Origin of the sequence: Luteibacter anthropi (assembly GCF_023699965.1) — a bacterium.
Lineage (GTDB): Bacteria > Pseudomonadota > Gammaproteobacteria > Xanthomonadales > Rhodanobacteraceae > Luteibacter > Luteibacter anthropi.
In genome coordinates this window covers 2,861,155-2,879,802 of sequence record NZ_CP077072.1, presented here as the reverse complement: position 1 = coordinate 2,879,802, position 18,648 = coordinate 2,861,155, and the positions used below count along the sequence as shown (strand labels likewise).

At 64.8% G+C, this 18,648-nt stretch carries 3 protein-coding genes (1 of these 3 only partly in view); 1 reads left to right on the top strand and 2 read right to left on the bottom strand.

What is annotated here, in order from left to right:
• Window positions 1-189 precede the first annotated feature (189 nt).
• A complete protein-coding gene (locus tag KR767_RS12485; RefSeq protein ID WP_250876540.1) occupies window positions 190-1,467 on the bottom strand; it encodes a DUF4189 domain-containing protein in 1,278 nt (425 codons plus the stop codon).
• 174 nt (window positions 1,468-1,641) lie between these two features.
• Between KR767_RS12485 and KR767_RS12480 the strand changes: the two genes are divergently transcribed.
• A complete protein-coding gene (locus tag KR767_RS12480) occupies window positions 1,642-2,286 on the top strand; it encodes a LysE family translocator (protein WP_250876539.1) in 645 nt (214 codons plus the stop codon).
• Window positions 2,287-2,380: 94 nt separating this feature from the next.
• On the opposite strand, the gene KR767_RS12475 is transcribed toward KR767_RS12480, so the two are convergent.
• Window positions 2,381-18,648, bottom strand: the 3' portion of a protein-coding gene (locus KR767_RS12475; RefSeq protein WP_250876538.1) for a non-ribosomal peptide synthase/polyketide synthase. Its footprint extends 15,427 nt past the window's final position; only the last 16,268 of its 31,695 coding nucleotides appear in the window; the start codon falls outside the window, past its right edge; it ends in the stop codon at window positions 2,381-2,383.

Genomic DNA, 18,648 nt, shown 5'->3' with positions numbered 1-18,648 from the left:
GCCTTGCACGTAACGATCACAACGGAATCAATCCATTGAAGGAAATTCATCCACCCACTAACGCTGACTCATAGACACTGCTTTATCCGAAGCGAAGGGCGCAAAATATTGTTGATACCTTCGGCATATCAGCTGAAAGCTGCCAGACGGAAGTAATCAATCCCTCGTTCCGCCCGGCAGCCCGACTCGTCAGAACGACACCAATACGCCCTTGTTCTTCTTCGCGAGGTCCACACTGGTGCCCTGCGGGCACTGGATGCGTTTATCATCACACCATTCCGTACGATGCTTTCCCGCATCATCGACCGATGTCCCCCAGAAGATCTTCGGCTCGCCAGCAGATGTACGCATGAGCAGCGCGAACTGGTCGATACCACGATCACCATCCTGCGGCGACGCTTCGCATTTGCTGCCACTCTCCTTTTCACACAAGGCCACAGCGGCAGCCTGGGCAGACTCCTTTGTCGGCTGCCCCGTCACCAGCGCCCGCTTGTTCCAGGTTTTGTCAGCCTGGTCATCGACCGGGCGGGCCATGGAAAAAAAGCCGCGGGCGGGCGATTTCGACACGCTGATTTCAATGGTCGTCAGGCCCTGAGGCCGGACGTCGAACGTATCGACCAGCCGACAGGTGTCGCCCTTTGGGCAGGTATTACGGATGCCCTTGTCGAGCATGTCCAATGCAGGGGCGTTGAACCACTGCACTCCACCGTGGCTGTTGACGATGCGGGCTATATAGCCATTGCCTGCACTCATCCGTGCCTGACATTCAAGTTTGGTCGCCTGCTCACAGGCCTGGATGGCAGCATCTTCCGCCGCCTTGAAACCCTCCCGGCCGGTCGCAAGCCATGCCGTGTCATCCAGAGGTTCGGGGGCTTTTGTCGTTGGCCTCGCAATGGCACCCCACGGGCGGCGGCGCCCATCCCCTTTTGATACGTCCACCCTGCCGCCGCCCAGAACGTTCTGCAAGGTCTCCACCTTGTGGCAACCGGAGGAGAACTTTTCGCATTCTTCTCGCGCGGACAGCCAGGCCTTGAAGAAACTCGCGCCACCCTTGGCAAAGACATTACCCGCCACGTCTTCCACCACGACGATACGCGCATCGTTTGACCAGGTGTCACTGACGGCACAGCCTTCGCCCATTGCCTGCTTGCAGGCCTCCATCGCGCTGTTTTCCGCCCATTGGACGGAGCCGTAGCCACTGGCGAACCAGTACTGCCGGGTATCGGGATGGGTCACCACGGACATGTAGATATCAGGCATGCGAACGGAGGGCGCCGCCGGACCGGCGTCGCTGGCCGGTGCGCATAGAGGCGTGGGAGCTACGCCATTGCCGCCGGGAGCCATGCCGACCAGTACTTCTCCAGGGCCTGGGCCATTGCAGGGGTATTGTTGAGCGTGTACAGGCAAACCGAACAGAACGAGCGGTACGGCGAACAGGAGCGCCAGCAGAGCGGGGCGAACAGTCATGAGCATGGTCCTTGTGGTGGTTACTTTCCTGACGGAGACGGCGATCACCCCGGGGTGACGAGGCCTTGTGACTGCACCGGCCGCCTGCCCTTCTCATTCTAGTGCAGGCGTGGCCGTTGACCATCTGAAGCGCCAGGCACACCATGCATCGCCCTCCACCGCCACGGAACAGCCATGTTCGGCATCCACGATCTCGCCCTGTTCGTCCTGTCAGGCCTTCTGCTGAATATCGCCCCCGGCCCCGATTCCCTGCTGATTGCCACGCACTCGGCGCGATCCGGCTGGCGGGCGGGCTCCATGGCGGCATTGGGCATCGGTACCGGCACCTGCATCCATATCGCTGCTGCCGCGTTCGGCATGGCGGCCCTGCTGGCCGCCTCGGCCGAGGCCTTCGCCGTGGTCAAATCCATCGGTGCCGCCTATCTGGTCTATATCGGCGTGAAGACGCTGCTTGCTACACGCGGCAAGGCCGGGGCCGTCGAGGCCGCCCCCAAGGCGCCGCTGCCGGTCGCCCGCAGGCGCATCTTCATGCAGGGCTTCATCAGCAACGTATTCAACCCGAAGGTCGCCCTGTTCTTCCTCGCCTTCATGCCGCAGTTCATCGATGCCTCCAAGGGACACACCGCCGTCGCGTTCCTCGTGCTCGGCCTGATCTTCAACACCGTCGGCATGCTGTGGTGCCACGTGCTTGCGCTGACGATCGGCTTCGCCGGCAACCGCATCCGCCCCAGCCAGGCCATCTCGCGCTGGATCAATCGCACCGTCGGCGCACTTTTCATCCTGCTCGGGCTTCGCCTTGCGGTGTCAGCCAGACAGTGAACCTGATGGATCTTGAGGGTCCCGCTCTCGACCTGCGCTTCTGACGCACCGACGGACGATGGGACGTATTCCATCGTCCGTCATTCCTTTCTCCCTATTCTTCTTCCTCATCGACCACCAGGTCGCTGAGCCGTTGCGCCGGGCGAGCCGGCACCGATATGCCGTCGGCCGCTCTCAATGCATCCTCCAGCGCAGGCCCGATGTGTTTCAGCGCCGGACGTTGCATCATCTCGTGATGCTCGCAGGCGATATCGTGTACATCGATTCGTCCGCTGACGAACTTGCCCCAGATACGCGGCGGTGGAACCTTGCCCGCATTGATGGTCGCGCGGAAGAACAGCATGTTGCCGTCGAACATCCTGTGCCTGAAGCGAAGCAGCAACGACGGGGCCAGCTCGTACTGTCCGATGAAACGCTCGAAGAAGGTTTCGTCCAGGTCGCCGCTCAGGTGCGCCATGCCGAAGTCCTCCAGGTACTGCACGATGAGTTCGCGCATGCCCTGGTTGGATTCCTCGGACGGCCCTTGTGCAATGGCGGCGCGTACGGTCGCCTCTTCCACCGGATAGCTATCCAGCATCGCGAGGATACCTACCTCTTCGCCCGCCTCCTGGAGCCGCGTGGCCATGGCATGCACGACATGGCATCCCAGCGACCAGCCAAGCAGGTAATACGGCCCTTCCGCCTGCACGCGGCGGATCTGCGCCAGGTAATCGTCCGCCATGGCTTCGATCGTTCCGGCGGCCCGATCCGGTTCGCTCAATGCACGCGCCTGCAAGGCGTACACGGGGCGATCACGTACATGTGCCAGAAGGCCGGCGTACATCCATCCCGAACCACCGCCCGGATGCACGCAGAACAGCGGACGGCCATTGCCCGTAGAGCGCAAGGGCAAGAGCACGTCCAGCGCCCCCTCGCCCTCGATGCGGTCACCGCCCAGGTCGATGCGCGTGGCCATGGCGGAAAGCGTCGGTGCCTCATACAGCGATGCGAGGGTGAGGTTGCAACGCAGTTCGTTGCGCACGAGGCTGAGCAGGCGGGCGGCCGACAGTGAGTGACCGCCCAGGGCGAAGAAGTCGTCGTGACGCCCCACCCGTTCCACGCCAAGCAGCCCCTGCCAGATACCGGCCAGCACGCTCTCCAAGCCCTCCGACGGTGCTTCGTACTGCTCGCGTGCGTAGGCCTCGTCATCCGGCACGGGTAGCGCACGGTAATCCACCTTTCCGTTCGCCGTGAGCGGCAGCGCATCCATCAGGACGAAGGCCGAGGGCACCATGTAGTCGGGCAGTTCCTGTGCCAGCCGCTCACGCAGCGCCGCGAGGGCATCCTCCTGGCCCCACGACTGTTCCAACGCTACATAAGCCACCAGGCGCTTGATCCCTGCCCCATCCTGCGTTGCCACGACCACGGCATCCTTTACGGCCTCCTGCTCCAGCAGGCGCGACTGCACCTCTCCCAGCTCGATACGGAACCCACGGATCTTCACCTGGCCATCGTTGCGCCCCAGGAAGACGAGGTTGCCGTCGGGCAGGAATTGCGCGAGATCGCCTGTGCGATACATCCGCGCGTCCGGCACATCGCTGAACGGATCAGGCAGGAAGCGCTCTGCCGTCAGTTCCGGACGATTCCAGTAGCCTATGGCCACGCCATCGCCACCGATGAACAGTTCGCCCGTCGCGCCCGGTGGCACCAGCTGGCCACGCTCATCCAGCAGGTAGGCCGTGGTGTTGGCGATGGGCCGGCCTATCGGCACGTTGTCCACATCGTCCGGCACCTGTCGCGCGGTGTATGTCGTGGCATACGTGGTGGCTTCGGTCGGGCCATAGCAATGCACCAGTTGCAGATCCTTCGCCTGTGCAAGCAGGTGACGGAAAGCCGAAGGCTCGGCACGTTCACCGCCGCACATGAGTACCCGCAAACCAGCCAGCGCACGCGGTATCTCGCGCACGTACTGGTTGAAGATCGCCGTGGTGACAAACAGGACCGTGATCCCTTCCTGCTCGATCGTCTTCGCTACACGGGCCGGATCGAGCAGTACGTCGCGAGAAACAACCACCAGGCAGGCACCATTGAGCAGCGCACCCCATACCTCCACCGTGCTCGCATCGAAGGCGGGATTGGCCGCCAGGGCGAACCGGTCGCTGGCAGCGAACTCGGCATATCCGTTGTTGAGCACCAGCCGGCTGATGCCACGTTGAGGCACGACCACGCCCTTGGGCGTGCCCGTCGATCCCGAGGTATACATGAGATAGGCAGGCGATGCGCCCGTCATGGAGCCTTCAACCAGCGACGACAGTTCACCGGGGAACAACGGCTGATGAATGCCAAGGCTGGGTACCACCTGTCCTTCGGGAGCGACATCCCCTTCGTCGACGAGAATCAGGCGCACGTCACCATCGGTCATCATCCACAACTGTCGATCCGCAGGCGTCTCCGGGACGATCGGAAGATAGGCTGCGCCAAGACGGAGTACAGCCAGTTCGGCGACGACCAGGGCGATGCCACGGCCTGCACGGATGGCGATGCGATCACCAGGGCCGGCACCGTGGTCACGCAAGGCATGGGCCAGCACGTTCGAACGCTGGTCCAGCTCCGCATAGCTCAGCTGGACATCGCCTTCGATGATGGCCGGCGCGTCCGGTGCGCGGGCCACATGCCTGGCGAACAGCGCGTAGGTGCTCTCCTGCGCCGGATAGTCGCGGCGGGTGGCATTCCAGGTATCGAGCAGGAGACGACGTTCTTCCTGCGGAAGAATGGCCAGCGCACCCACCGGACCCGCCGATGCCGTTTCCAGCGCTTCGGCCAGTGATTCGAGCGCGCTGCGCATGTAGCCGCACACCGCCTGCGGACGCACCGCCGATATCGCCTGTGCGGTGAGCCCCAGCGCATCACCATGATCTTCCACGGACAGCACCAGCGGGTAGTTCGTCCGCTCTTCCGCACTGAGCATCCGGATGTCCGGGCCTGTTTGACCTGCGGCCTCCGTTGCAAGCGACGCGTTGTGCCGGTAGTTCAGCAAGGTATTGAACAACGGCGTCGGTGACTGCACCCCGCTGCAACGCTGTGCGAGAGCCAGCGGGGCATGTTCGTGCTGCAACAGGTCGGCGAGCTTGCGATGTGCAAGCTTTACGCTGTCCAGCACAGGCGTGTCGTCCAGGTCGAAGCGGATGGGCAGCGTATTGATGAACAGGCCCATGGCGCGGTCGGCCCCCGTGCCACCGTGCATGCGGCCGAACAACACAGTACCGAACACCGCGGTGTCCTGTCCGCTCGTGCGCGCCACCACCTGGCCCCAGGCCAGATGGCAAAGGCTGGCGAGGCTCACGCCATGACGGCGCGCCTGCTCGCGCAGGCGGGTGTTCAACGCAGGCGACAGCGCCTCGTGCCATTCCTCCACCGGCTGGCCCGGCGGCACCGTGCCATCCAGTCCGAACGACAGGCTGGGCATATCGATATCGCCCAGCTGTTCCCGGAAATACGCTTCGTGCGCCGCCTCACCCAGGCCCAGTCTTGCCTGCGCCACGAGACCACGGAACGGCTGCGCGACAGCCAGCGTTCCGGCCTTGCCGGCGAGGATTGCCCTGATCTCGCCGAACAACACCTCCAGGCCGGAGTGATCCATGATCAGGTGATGCATGCTCTGCGCCACGAGCCATCGACCTTCTTCCACGTCGTGGGCGATGTCGTAACGCAGCAACGGCGCCCGTGTCAGGTCCATGCGATGACGGGCGGGATCCACCGCCGCCATCAGCTGATCCATCACCGGGCCGACCGAGGTATCGAACGTCCTCTGCGCCACCGGCAGCGTCGCCTTGCGCCACACCACCTGGGCCGGTTCGGGGAGGCGGTCCCAGGCAAAGGCCGTGCGCAGGATGTCGTGGCGGTCCACGACCTGTTGCACGGCAGCCAGGAAGCGATCCAGCTCGCTCCGGTCACCAAACGACAGCAAGACCCGTTGCAAGTATGGATCGCCCTGCCCGGCCAGCTGATGATGGAACAGGATGCCGTCCTGCAATGGCGACAGGCCGTAGATGTCCTGGATGTTGGCAACACCTCCCGGCACCTGCGCCACGATGCGGTCGATGTCCGCCTGGCCGAGGTCGATCAGCGGCAGCATCCGCGGCGTGATGGCATGGGTGCCCTCGACGATGAGGTTGTCAGGCACCGCCACCTCGTGATGGCCGCCCAGCATCGCCGCCAGCTCACGCAGGTTCGGGGCCGCGAACAAGGCACGCACCTCCATGGACAGCCCCACACGACGCAGCTGCTCCATATGCTGCACGGCCAGCAGCGAATGGCCGCCCAGGGCGAAGAAGTTGTCGTTGCGACCCACCTTCTCCACATTAAGCAGTGCCTGCCAGATACGGGCCAGCGCCTGCTCCACCGGACCCTGCGGTGCTTCGAAACGCTCGCGGGCAAAGGCATCGCCGTCGGGCACGGGCAACGCGCGGCGATCCAGCTTGCCATTGGGCATCAACGGCAATGCGTCCAGCACCACATAGGCTGTCGGCACCATGTAGTCGGGCAACGAACGACTGGCCTTCGTACGCAGGGCGGCCACCAGATCCACGCGGTGCGCATCGAGCTGCGGCACCACGTAGGCCACCAGGCGTTTCTCGCCCGCATCCTCGCGCGCAAGCACCACGACCTCGCTCACTGCCGGGTGCTCGGCCAGGCGAGCCTCGACCTCCCCAAGTTCGATGCGATAGCCGCGGATCTTCACCTGGTCGTCGTTGCGTCCCAGGAACTCGAGATTGCCATCGGGCAGGTAGCGGGCCACGTCGCCTGTCCGGTACATGCGTGCACCGGCTTCACCATGGAACGGATCGGCAAGGAATCGTTCGGCCGTCAGCTCCGGCCGATTCAGGTAGCCGCGAGCCACGCCATCGCCACCGATGTACAGCTCGCCTGCCGCACCTCGCGGCACCAGCTGGCCGAAGGTGTCCAGCAGGTAGAGCTGTGTATTCGCCACCGGCCGGCCGATCGGTGCAATGGCCGTCGTCACGTTCGCGGTGTAGACCCACGAGGTGGCGTCGATGGTGGTCTCGGTCGGGCCGTAGAGATTGACCACCTTGTTCCACATCGGATGACCGTGGTGAGCGGGTGTATCGAGTTTCAACGGTTCGCCGCCGCAGAACAGCAGACGCACGCCGTCGATATCCCCACACTGGAAGAACAGCGGCAGCATCGAGGGAATCAGCTGCACGATGGACACGTCGTGCTCGACCACATGCCGGTGCATCGCCGCGACGTCGCGCATGGCCTCGCGCGGCAACACGACGGCCGCCGCCCCCACGAGCAGCGGTGTCCACAGTTCCCATACCGATGCATCGAAGGCGATGGACGTGCGCAGCAGGAATACGTCGTCGGACGTGAAGCCGAAGCGCCCCACCTGCCAGTGAAGATGGTTGATGAAGTTGCGATGCTCGACCATCACCCCCTTCGGCGTACCCGTGGAGCCGGAGGTGTAGATGACATAGGCCAGATGATCGGCGCGCAGACCTTCGACGACCGGATTGTGATCCGGCTTCAGGTCCGTGCCCGACAACAGCGCATCGAGATCGAGATGCGTCATGCCAGCCAGCGCTTCGTCACCCAGTGCACGTCGCCCGTCCTCGTCCGCCACGAGCAGGCGCGGGCCGGCATCATGCAGGATCAGGCCCAGGCGATCCGCCGGATAGGCCGGATCAAGCGGCACGTAGGCACCACCGGCCTTGAGGATCGCCAACAGACCCACGAGCATCCCGGCACCGCGCTCCATGCACAGCGCCACGCGATCATCCGGCCTGACACCCATGGCGATCAGTTCGTGGGCGACACGATTGGCCGACGCATTCAACGTGGCATACGTCATCCGTGCATGGCCCGAAACTAGCGCCACGGCCTCCGGTGCATGAGCTGCTCGGGCTTCGAATACCTGGTGGATGCAGAGATCGCCCGGGTACTCACTTCTCGTGGTGTTCCATTCATCCAGAAGCAGACCACGCTCGGCATCGCTGAGCACATCGATGCGCCCGACCGTTTGCGAGGCGTCCGCCGCCATCGCATCGAGCACGCGCAGCAGGGCCTCGCAATGGCGTTCCATCGTGCCGGCATCGAACAGCGCCGTCGCATAGCGCAGCTCGCCCTGCAGCTGGCCGTCGTGCTCGCCGATGTTCAGTTCCACGTCGTACTTCGCCGGGTTCCACGGTGCCAGCAGGCTTTCGCGGGTGACACCGGGGAGCACGTCCTGGCCCTGGTCTCCCGACTCCCAGGTCAGCATCACCTGGAAAACCGGCGTGTGATCTAGATGGCGCGGTGGCTGCACCACGTCCACCACCTGCTCGAAAGGCAGGTCCTGGTGCGCCTGTGCCTGCAAGGCCACCTGCTTCACCTGCTCCAGCAGTTCCGACACGCTGGGCGAGTCCGACAGGTCGATCCGCAGTGCCAGGCTGTTGACGAAGAAGCCGATGAGGCCCTCGACCTGTGCATGGCCACGGTTGGCGCTGGGAATACCGATCACCAGATCGTCCTGCCCCGACAGTCTGCCCAGGACACTTGCCCATGCCGCCAGCACGGCCATGAATGGCGTGGCGCCATGCTCATGGGCCAGAGCCTTCAGCCTCGCGCTGGTCCGGGCATCCACGCTCACCGGCAGGCTCGCGCCGTCGAAACGCTGCTGTGGCGGGCGCGGATGGTCGGTCGGCAGGGCCAGCAAGACGGGAGCCTCGGCCAACTGCCGTTTCCAGTAGGCACGCTGCATCGCAAGGCGTTCGCCCTGCAACCAGCTCCGCTGCCATGCGGCGTAATCCGGATACTGGATATCCATGGCGGGCAGCGGATCGTCGGCACCTTGTGCAAAGGCGCGGTAAAGCGACGCCAGTTCTTCCGTGAGCACACCCATCGACCAGCCATCGGACACGATGTGATGCTGTACGAGCACGAAGGCCTGGTCGTTCGTTCCGAGCGAGATCCAGTGCGCGCGAATCAGCGGCCCTTCGGCCAGATCGAACGGCATGTCGATATCGTCGACGAACAGACGATGCAACGTGGCCGCCTGATCCGCATCGCCTGCAAGGTCGTCTTCGCGCCATGGCATGCCTTGCCCCGCATCAAGCAAGCGGACATGAGGCTGTCCGTCCACGCTCACGAAGCGGCTGCGCAAGGCCTCGTGACGCGACCAGATGCGGTCCAGACTGCGACGCCACGATATCTTGTCCACCTGTCCACGCAGACGAAGACCCAGCACCACGTGGTACGAGGCACCGATATCGTCCATCTGCGACAGGAACCACAGGCGTTGCTGGGCGAAGGACAGTGGCAGGGCGCCATCGCGCGATATGGCTTCGATCCGCGTCTGCACACCCGATGCAGCGCCGAGATGACCCGCAATGGCGTCGGCAAGCTGTGCCAGCGTCGGCGCCGTGAACAACACGGGCAACGGTAGTTCGATACCGAACTGTGCGGGCAGGCGACCGAGCAGGCGAACGGCGAGCAGCGAGTGGCCGCCGAGGGTGAAGAAGTTATCGTGGCGACCGATCTTCTCCAGGCCCAGCAGGTCCTGCCAGATGGCAGCCAGGGTCTCTTCGATCTGGCCCTGCGGTGCTTCGTACGCTTCCCGTGCAAACGCCGAGTCATCCGGCAGCGGCAGCGCCTTGCGATCCAGCTTGCCATTCGGGGTGAGCGGCAGCACCTCCAGCGCCACGAAGGCCGACGGCACCATGTAGTCGGGTAGCTGCTGGCTGAGCTGCGTGCGCAAGGTCGGGATCACCGCGTCTGCATCGATGCCTTCGTGCAGCACCACATAAGCCACCAGGCGCTTCTCGCCCGTGCCGAGGGCACGTGCCACCACGGCCACGTCACGCACGTCCTCGCGCTCTCGCAGACGGGCTTCGATCTCGCCCGGCTCGATGCGGTAGCCACGGATCTTTACCTGTTCGTCGTTGCGGCCCAGGTAGACCAACTGTCCGTCCGGCAGGTAGCGCACCAGATCGCCCGTGCGATACATCCGTGCCTCCGCCGTTGCGCTGAACGGATCGGCAAGGAAGCGCTCGGCCGTCAGCTCCGGGCGGTTCCAGTAACCCCGGGCTACGCCGACGCCACCGACATACAGCTCGCCCACCGCACCCAGCGGCACCGGTTGCTGCTGCGCATCGAGCACGTACAAGCGCGTGTTCGCGATCGGGCGACCGATGGACGGGTTGGTATCGCCCGGGTTGACCGCGCCCGAGGTCGCCACCACCGTCGTTTCCGTAGGACCGTAGTTGTTGGTGACCGTCAGCGTCGCAGGCAGCGAGGCCGGCAGCGCATTCAGGCGATCACCACCGACCAGCAGGTGACGCAGGCCGGTCGGCAACGGTTCCTCCATCGCCAGCTGGGCCAGCGGCGTCACCAGGAAGGCACTGTCCGATGCCTGCGCGCGCCACCATGGCAACAGCAAGGCGTGGTCGCGGTTCGCCGCCGGGGGCGGCAGTTGCAGGGTTACGCCGCTGGCCAGGGCCGGCCAGATTTCCCACGCGCTCGCATCGAAGGCCATGCCTGCCGTGGCCGTCGTGCGCTGGCCGGGCGCCAGCTCGAAGGTCCGGGCATGCCAGGCGATCAGGTTGGCGAAGGAGCGATGTTCGACCATCACGCCCTTGGGCGTGCCGGTCGAACCAGAGGTATAGATCAGGTAGGCCAGGTGGCGTGAGGTGAGACCTTCCACCTGGGGGTTCGTCGAGGGCTGGGTAGACCATGCCTCCGGCGCATCCAGCGCGAGGCAGGCGACCTCGCCCAGGGCCTCGCGACCGGCCGCATCGGCCAGCAGCAGCACCGGCTGGGCATCGCCCAGCACGTGGCTCAGACGCTCGCTGGCGTATGCCGGGTCCAGCGGCACATAGGCACCACCGGCCTTCAGGACCGCCAGCAGGCCCACTACCAGGTTTACGCTGCGCTCCGCGCACAATGCCACGCGGGTGTCCGGCGCCACGCCCAGCCTGATCAGCCGGTGTGCAAGCCGGTTTGCCTTGGCATTGAGTTCCGCGTAGCTCACCCATTCTTCGGCGGCCACCAGCGCGAGCACATCGGGCGAATGCAAGGCCCGTGCTTCGACCAGCTGATGGATGCAGGTGTCCTGCGCGAACGCGCTTTCCGTCGCATTCCATGTTTCCAGAAGCAGATGACGTTCGTCGGCCGGAAGGATCGACAGTTCCCTGGCCGGCCTGCCGGGGTTGTGTTCCAGTGCGTCGGCAAGGCTTTCAAGCGCCCTGTGCATATAGGCAGCAATGGCAGCCGGCTTCAGGGGATGAACCGCCTGCACGGTGAGGCCTAGTGCATCGCCATGGTCTTCGACCGAGAGCACCAGCGGGTAGTTGGTGCGTTCCTCCGCCGAAACCAGTCTGATATCCAGGCCATCGTCCACCGCAGGCTCTGCCACCAGTTCACGATTGTGCCGATAGTTGAGCAACGCGCTGAACAGGGGCGATGGCGCCTCCACGCCACTGCAACGCTGGGCAAGCGCCAACGGTGCATGTTCGTGCAAGAGCAGGTCGGCCAGCTTGCGATGCGCCTGCTTCACGCTGTCCACTACGGACGTCGTGCCTACGTCAAGGCGGATGGGCAGGGTATTGATGAACAGGCCCATGGTCCGGTCGGCACCTTCGCCACCGTGCATGCGGCCGAACAGCACCGTGCCGAACACCGCGGTCTCCTGCCCGCTGGTGCGCGCTACCACCTGTCCCCAGGCCAGATGGCACAGGCTCGCCAGGCTTACACCATGACGACGGGCCTGCGCACGCAGGCGGTCGTTGAGCGATGCCGGCAGGCCTTCGTGCCACTCAGCCACCTGCTGGCCTTCGTTATGCACCTCGGCCATGCCGAACGGCAGGCTTGGCGTATCGATGTCACCCAGTTGTTCGCGGAAATAGATTTCGTGGTCGTCCTCGCTCAGGCCCAGGCGGGCCTGGGCAATGAGATTGCGGAATGGCTGGGCTGTGCCGAGCTGGTCCGCATGACCGGCAAGGATCGCCTTCACCTCGCCCAGCAGGACCTCCAGGCCCGAGTGGTCCACGATGAGATGGTGCATGCGTTGCACCACGTACCAGCGGTCGTCACTGGCATCGTGGGCAATGTCGTAACGCAGCAACGGCGCGCGGGAAAGATCGACGCGATGATGCGTCGGATCAACGCTGGCCATCAGCTGCGCAGCCACGGGGCCCGACGCCGGATCGAAAGCCCGCTCCGTCACCTGGAGGGTGGCCTTGCGCAACACCACCTGTGCGGGCTCGGCCAGGCGATCCCATACGAAGGCCGTGCGCAGGATGTCGTGACGATCCACCACCTGCTGCACGGCGGCAAGGAAAAGATTCAGCGCCTCGCGCTCACCGAAGGACAACAGCACGCGTTGCAGATACGGATCGCCCTGCTCCGCCAGCAGATGATGGAACAGGATGCCGTCCTGCAATGGCGACAGGCCGTAGATGTCCTGGATGTTCGCCAGCCCACCGGGCACCTGCTCCACGATCCGGTCGATGTCCGTCTGCGACAGCCCGATCAGCGGGAGCATGGCCGGCGTGATTTTCCGGGCCTCCGTGTCGATCCGGTTGGCAGGCACGGCCACTTCGTGGTTATCGCCGAGCATCGCTGCCAGTTCGCGAAGGCTCGGCGCGGCGAACAGTGCACGCACTTCCAGCGAAAGGCCTTCGCGACGCAGCCACTCCATGTGCTGCACGGCAAGCAACGAGTGACCGCCCAGGGCGAAGAAATTGTCGTTGCGGCCCACCGTCTCCACGCCGAGCAGTTCCTGCCATATACGTGCGAGGGTTGCCTCGATCTCGCCTTCGGGCGCTTCGTAACGCTCGCGGATGAAGGCATCATCGTCCGGCGCAGGCAGCGCCTTGCGATCCAGCTTGCCGTTTGGCGTGAGCGGCAACCCATCGATGAGCACGAAGGCCGACGGCACCATGTAATCGGGCAGTGCGTGAACCGCATGCGTGCGCAGGGCAGCAGCCATGCCGCGGCGATCTGCACTCTCATGCGGAACGACATACGCCACCAGCCGCTTGCTGCCGCTACGGTCACCCAGGGCGACTACGGCAACGTCGCGCACGCTGGACTCGTCCAGCAGGCATGCCTCGATTTCGCCCGGCTCGATACGGAAGCCGCGTATTTTTACCTGTTCGTCGTTGCGCCCCAGATAAACGAGATTGCCATCCGGCAGGTAACGCGCCAGATCGCCCGTGCGATACATCCTCGCGCCCGACACCGCGCTGAACGGATCGGCCAGGAAACGTTCCGTCGTCAGTTCCGGACGGTTCCAGTAGCCGCGCGCCACGCCATCGCCACCGATATACAGCTCGCCCACCGCACCCAGCGGCACGGGTTGCCGGTAGGCATCGAGCAGGTAAAGACGTGTATTGGCAATCGGCCGGCCAATTGGTACCACCGTCGTTTCTTCGCCAGTGGCCTCATAGATCGCGCAACCGACGACCGTTTCCGTGGGGCCGTATTCGTTGACCATGCGGATACCCGGTTGCAGGCGCTTCCAGTCCGACACCACGGCCGGAGGCAGGGCTTCGCCGCCGATCACCAGCAGGTCGATATGGCTGGGCACGCCACGCGTGCGCAGGCCCTTGCCCAGCAGGTCGAGGTGGCTCGGCGTGATCTTGACCAGTCCGCCCTGCACCTGCACCTGGGCTTCCAGTTCGTCGATTTCCTGTCCCGAACCCAGCAACAGCACCTCGCCGCCGCTGACCAGCGGCACGATCAGGCTGGTGACGGTTGCATCGAAAGCGAGCGAGGACGAGACGGTGGCCCGGCCGGGCGCATAGGCTTCGATCGCCCAGTGAAGATAATTCACCGCGCCACGGTGTTCGATCATCACGCCCTTGGGCGTGCCGGTCGAACCCGAGGTGTAGATCATGTAGGCCAGGTTCCGCGAGGTGAGACCCAGCACCACCGGGTCCGTCACGGGCCGCTGCAACCACGAAGCCTCGTCATCGAGCGCGACCTGCGGCAGCGTCTGCGGCGCCTCGCCCAGAACGCCGCGTCCTGCCCTGTCCCATAGCAACAGCGCCGGTTCGGCATCGCGCAGCATCTGGCCGAGGCGCTCGCCCGCATACGCAGGGTCGAGCGGCACATAGGCGCCGCCAGCCTTCATGATCGCCAGCAGGCCCAGCACCATGCCGACACTGCGCTCTGCGCACAGTGCCACGCGATCATCCGGATTCACCCCTCTTTCGAGCAGCTCATGGGCAAGCCGGTTGGCACGCGCATTGAGTTCGGCATAGCTCAGCCGCTCCCCCCCAGCGATGACAGCGACTGCATCGGGCGTGCGCGATACCTGATCCTCGAACAACTGGTGAATGCAGGTATCTTGCGGATAGGCGCGCGCGGTTGCATTCCAGGTGTCCAGCAATAGATGCCGTTCGTCGGCCGGCAGGACCGGCAGTTCGCCGACCGGGGCATCCGGCGTGGTTTCCAGTGCCGTTGCCAGGCTTTCCAGTGCAACCTGCATGTATCCGCAGATGGCCTCGGGCCGCAAGGGAAACACGACCTGTGCCGTGAGACCCAGGGCATCGCCATGATCTTCCACCGAAAGCGTCAGCGGATAATTCGTGCGCTCTTCGCCACCGATCACCTCGATGCCGAGTTCGTCGCTGTCGACGACATCGCCTTCGATGGGGCGGTTGTGGCGATAGTTGAGCAGTGCGCTGAACAACGGCGCGGGGGCCTGCACGCCACTGCAACGCTGGGCCAGTGCAAGCGAGGCGTGCTCGTGCTGCAACAGGTCGGCCAGCTTGCGGTGCGTAAGCTTCACGCTCTTCAGCACAGGCGTGCCGTCCAGGTCCAGGCGAATGGGCAAGGTGTTGATGAACAGGCCCATCGCCCGGTCGGCACCTTCGCCACCGTGCATGCGACCGAACAACACCGTGCCGAACACGGCCGCATCCTGCCCGCTGGTCCGCGCCACCACCTGGCCCCAGGCCAGATGGCACAGGCTTGCCAGGCTCACGCCGTGGCGTCGGGCCTGTTCACGAAGACGGGTATTCAGGCCGGCAGGCAGGAGCGCATGCGCCTCGCCCACCTGCTGCCCGTCGCGATGCACCTCGGCCAGGCCGAACGGCAGGCTGGGCGTGTCGATGTCGCCTAGTTGTCCACGGAAATAAGCCTCGTGAGTGGCCTCCCCCATGCCAAGTCTTGCCTGGGCCACCAGATGACGGAACGGCTGCGCAGGCCCAAGGTTTGCACCGTGACCGAGCAGCAGGGCACGCACTTCACCGTAGAGGATTTCCAGGCCGGAGTGATCGCCGACCAGATGATGCAGGCGCTGCACGGCATGCCAGCGTCCATCCTGCGGGTCTTGCGCGATGTCATAGCGAAGCAGGGAGGCTTCCCCGAGATCGATGCGGTGATGGCGCGGGTCCACGCCGGCACGCAATTGTTCCGCGATGGGTCCGTTCGCCGGATCGATGTCCCATGTGGTGACCGCAACATCCGCCTTGCGCCAGACCACCTGGGCCGGGCGCGACAGCTGATCCCAGACGAAACCGGTACGCAGGATGTCATGCCGGTCTACCACGTGCTGCACGGCGGCCAGGAAGCGATCGAGCAGGGCGCGATCCGGGAAGACCAGCTGGGCGATCAGCAGGTACGGATCACCCTCTTCCGCCAGCAGGTGGTGGAACAGGATGCCATCCTGCAACGGCGACAAGGCATAGATGTCCTGCACGTTCGCCACGCCACCCGGTACGCGAGCGACGATGCGATCGATATCCGCCTGGGTCAGTTCGATCAACGGCAGCATCGCCGGTGTGATGACCAGCGCATCGGACGGAATGCGGTTCTCGGGCACCACCACTTCGCGATGCTCACCCAGCGAGGCGGCCAGTTCGCTCAAGGTGGGGGTGGAGAACAGTGCGCGCACTTCCACCGAGAGTCCTTCACGACGCAGGCGCTCCATGTGCTGCACGGCCAGCAGCGAATGCCCGCCGAGGGTGAAGAAGTTATCGTGGCGACCGATCTTCTCCAGGCCCAGCAGGTCCTGCCAGATCGCAGCCAGGGTCTCTTCGATCTGGCCCTGCGGTGCTTCGTACGCTTCCCGTGCAAACGCCGAGTCATCCGGCAGCGGCAGCGCCTTGCGATCCAGCTTGCCGTTCGGTGTGAGCGGCAGCACCTCCAGCGCCACGAAGGCCGACGGCACCATGTAGTCGGGTAGCTGCTGGCTGAGCTGCGTGCGCAAGGTCGGGATCGCCGCGTCCGCATCGATGCCCTCGTGCAGCACCACATAAGCCACCAGGCGCTTCTCGCCCGTGCCGAGGGCACGTGCCACCACGGCCACGTCACGCACTTCCTCGCGTTCACGCAGGCGGGCTTCGATCTCGCCCGGCTCGATGCGGTAGCCGCGGATCTTTACCTGTTCGTCGTTACGACCCAGGTAGACCAGCTGCCCGTCCGGCAGGTAGCGCACCAGATCGCCCGTGCGATACATCCGTGCCTCCGCCGTTGCGCTGAACGGATCGGCAAGGAAGCGCTCCGCCGTCAGCTCCGGGCGGTTCCAGTAACCCCGGGCCACGCCGACGCCACCCACATACAGCTCGCCCACCGCACCCAGCGGCACCGGTTGCTGCTGCGCATCGAGCACGTACAAGCGCGTGTTCGCGATCGGGCGACCGATGGACGGGTTGGTATCGCCCGGGTTGACCGCGCCCGAGGTCGCCACCACCGTCGTTTCCGTGGGGCCGTAGTTGTTGGTGACCGTCAGCGTCGCAGGCAGCGAGGCCGGCAGCGCATTCAGGCGATCACCACCGACCAGCAGGTGACGCAGGCCGGTCGGCAACGGTTCCTCCATCGCCAGCTGGGCCAGCGGCGTCACCAGGAAGGCACTGTCCGATGCCTGCGCGCGCCACCATGGCAACAGCAAGGCGTGGTCGCGGTTCGCCGCCGGGGGCGGCAGTTGCAGGGTTACGCCGCTGGCCAGGGCCGGCCAGATTTCCCACGCGCTCGCATCGAAGGCCATGCCTGCCGTGGCCGTCGTGCGCTGGCCGGGCGCCAGCTCGAAGTTCCGGGCATGCCAGGCGATCAGGTTGGCAAAGGAGCGATGTTCGACCATCACGCCCTTGGGCATGCCGGTCGAACCAGAGGTGTAGATCAGGTAGGCCAGGTGGCGTGAGGTGAGTCCTTCCACCTGGGGGTTCGTCGAGGGCTGAGTGGACCATGCCTCCGGCGCATCCAGCGCGAGGCAGGCGACCTCGCCCAGGGCCTCGCGGCCGGCCGCATCGGCCAGCAGCAGCACCGGCTGGGCATCGCCCAGCACGTGGCTCAGACGCTCGCTGGCGTATGCCGGGTCCAGTGGTACATAGGCACCACCGGCCTTCAGGACCGCCAGCAGGCCCACTATCAGGTTTACGCTGCGCTCCGCACACAGTGCCACGCGGGTATCCGGCGCCACGCCGAGTTCCACGAGATGGTGCGCGAGACGGTTCGCCCTGAGGTTGAGCTCCATGTAGCTCACGATTTCGTCGGCCCCGACGAGGGCCGGCAGATCAGGATGCTGTCGTGCCTGTGCTTCGACCAGCTGGTGGATGCAGGCATCTTCTGCGAAGACCTGCTCCGTCGCATTCCACGTATCCAGCACCAGTGTCCGCTCTTCGTCGAGCAGCAGGGGAATATCCGCCACCCGTGCGTTCAGATCGAGGCTGACCTGGGCCAGGAAATGCAGCAGGCGATCCGCATGACGCTCGATCGTCGCATCGTCGAACAGGGCTCGATTGAAGCGCAGTTCGAGGTCCATCGAGGCCTGCCGCCCGAACTGGGTGAACAGGAAGGAAAGGCCGCCCTCCGGTCCGCTCAGCCACTGGATGTGGCTTGGCTGGCCTTCCAGCTCGATGCCACGCTTGAGGAACAGCGTGTTCACGCTCACCTCGGTATGCCTTGCATCGAGACCGAGGCGACGCACGATATCGCCAAAGGGATAACGGCCATGCTTCAGCACGTCGCGGAAGGCTTCCGCGATATACGCGATGCTCCCACCCACCGTACCTTCCCGCGCATCCAGCGACAGACCGAGCGGCAAAGCCTTCGCGAACTGGCCCGGAATATCGAGCGCGTCCCTCGTACGATTGAGGAAGGCCACGCCGAAGGCGAGATCGCCCTCCCCGCTTACACGGGAAAGATATAGGGTGGTCAATGCCGTGATGCATTCGGCCAGCGACACCGACGCCTCTTCGGCAAGCCGGTTCAGTGCATCCTGCAATACGGTCGGAAGGGCTCGCGTCACGGAAGCGACGCGCTGGGCCTCATCCTCCGCATGAGGCCGGTCGGCCAGCGTCGAGAGCAGCGTCGTCTCCGGCCAGCTCCCGCTGGCTGCCTTCCAGAAGAGCGCATCGTCCGTATGCGTCGCCGAATCAA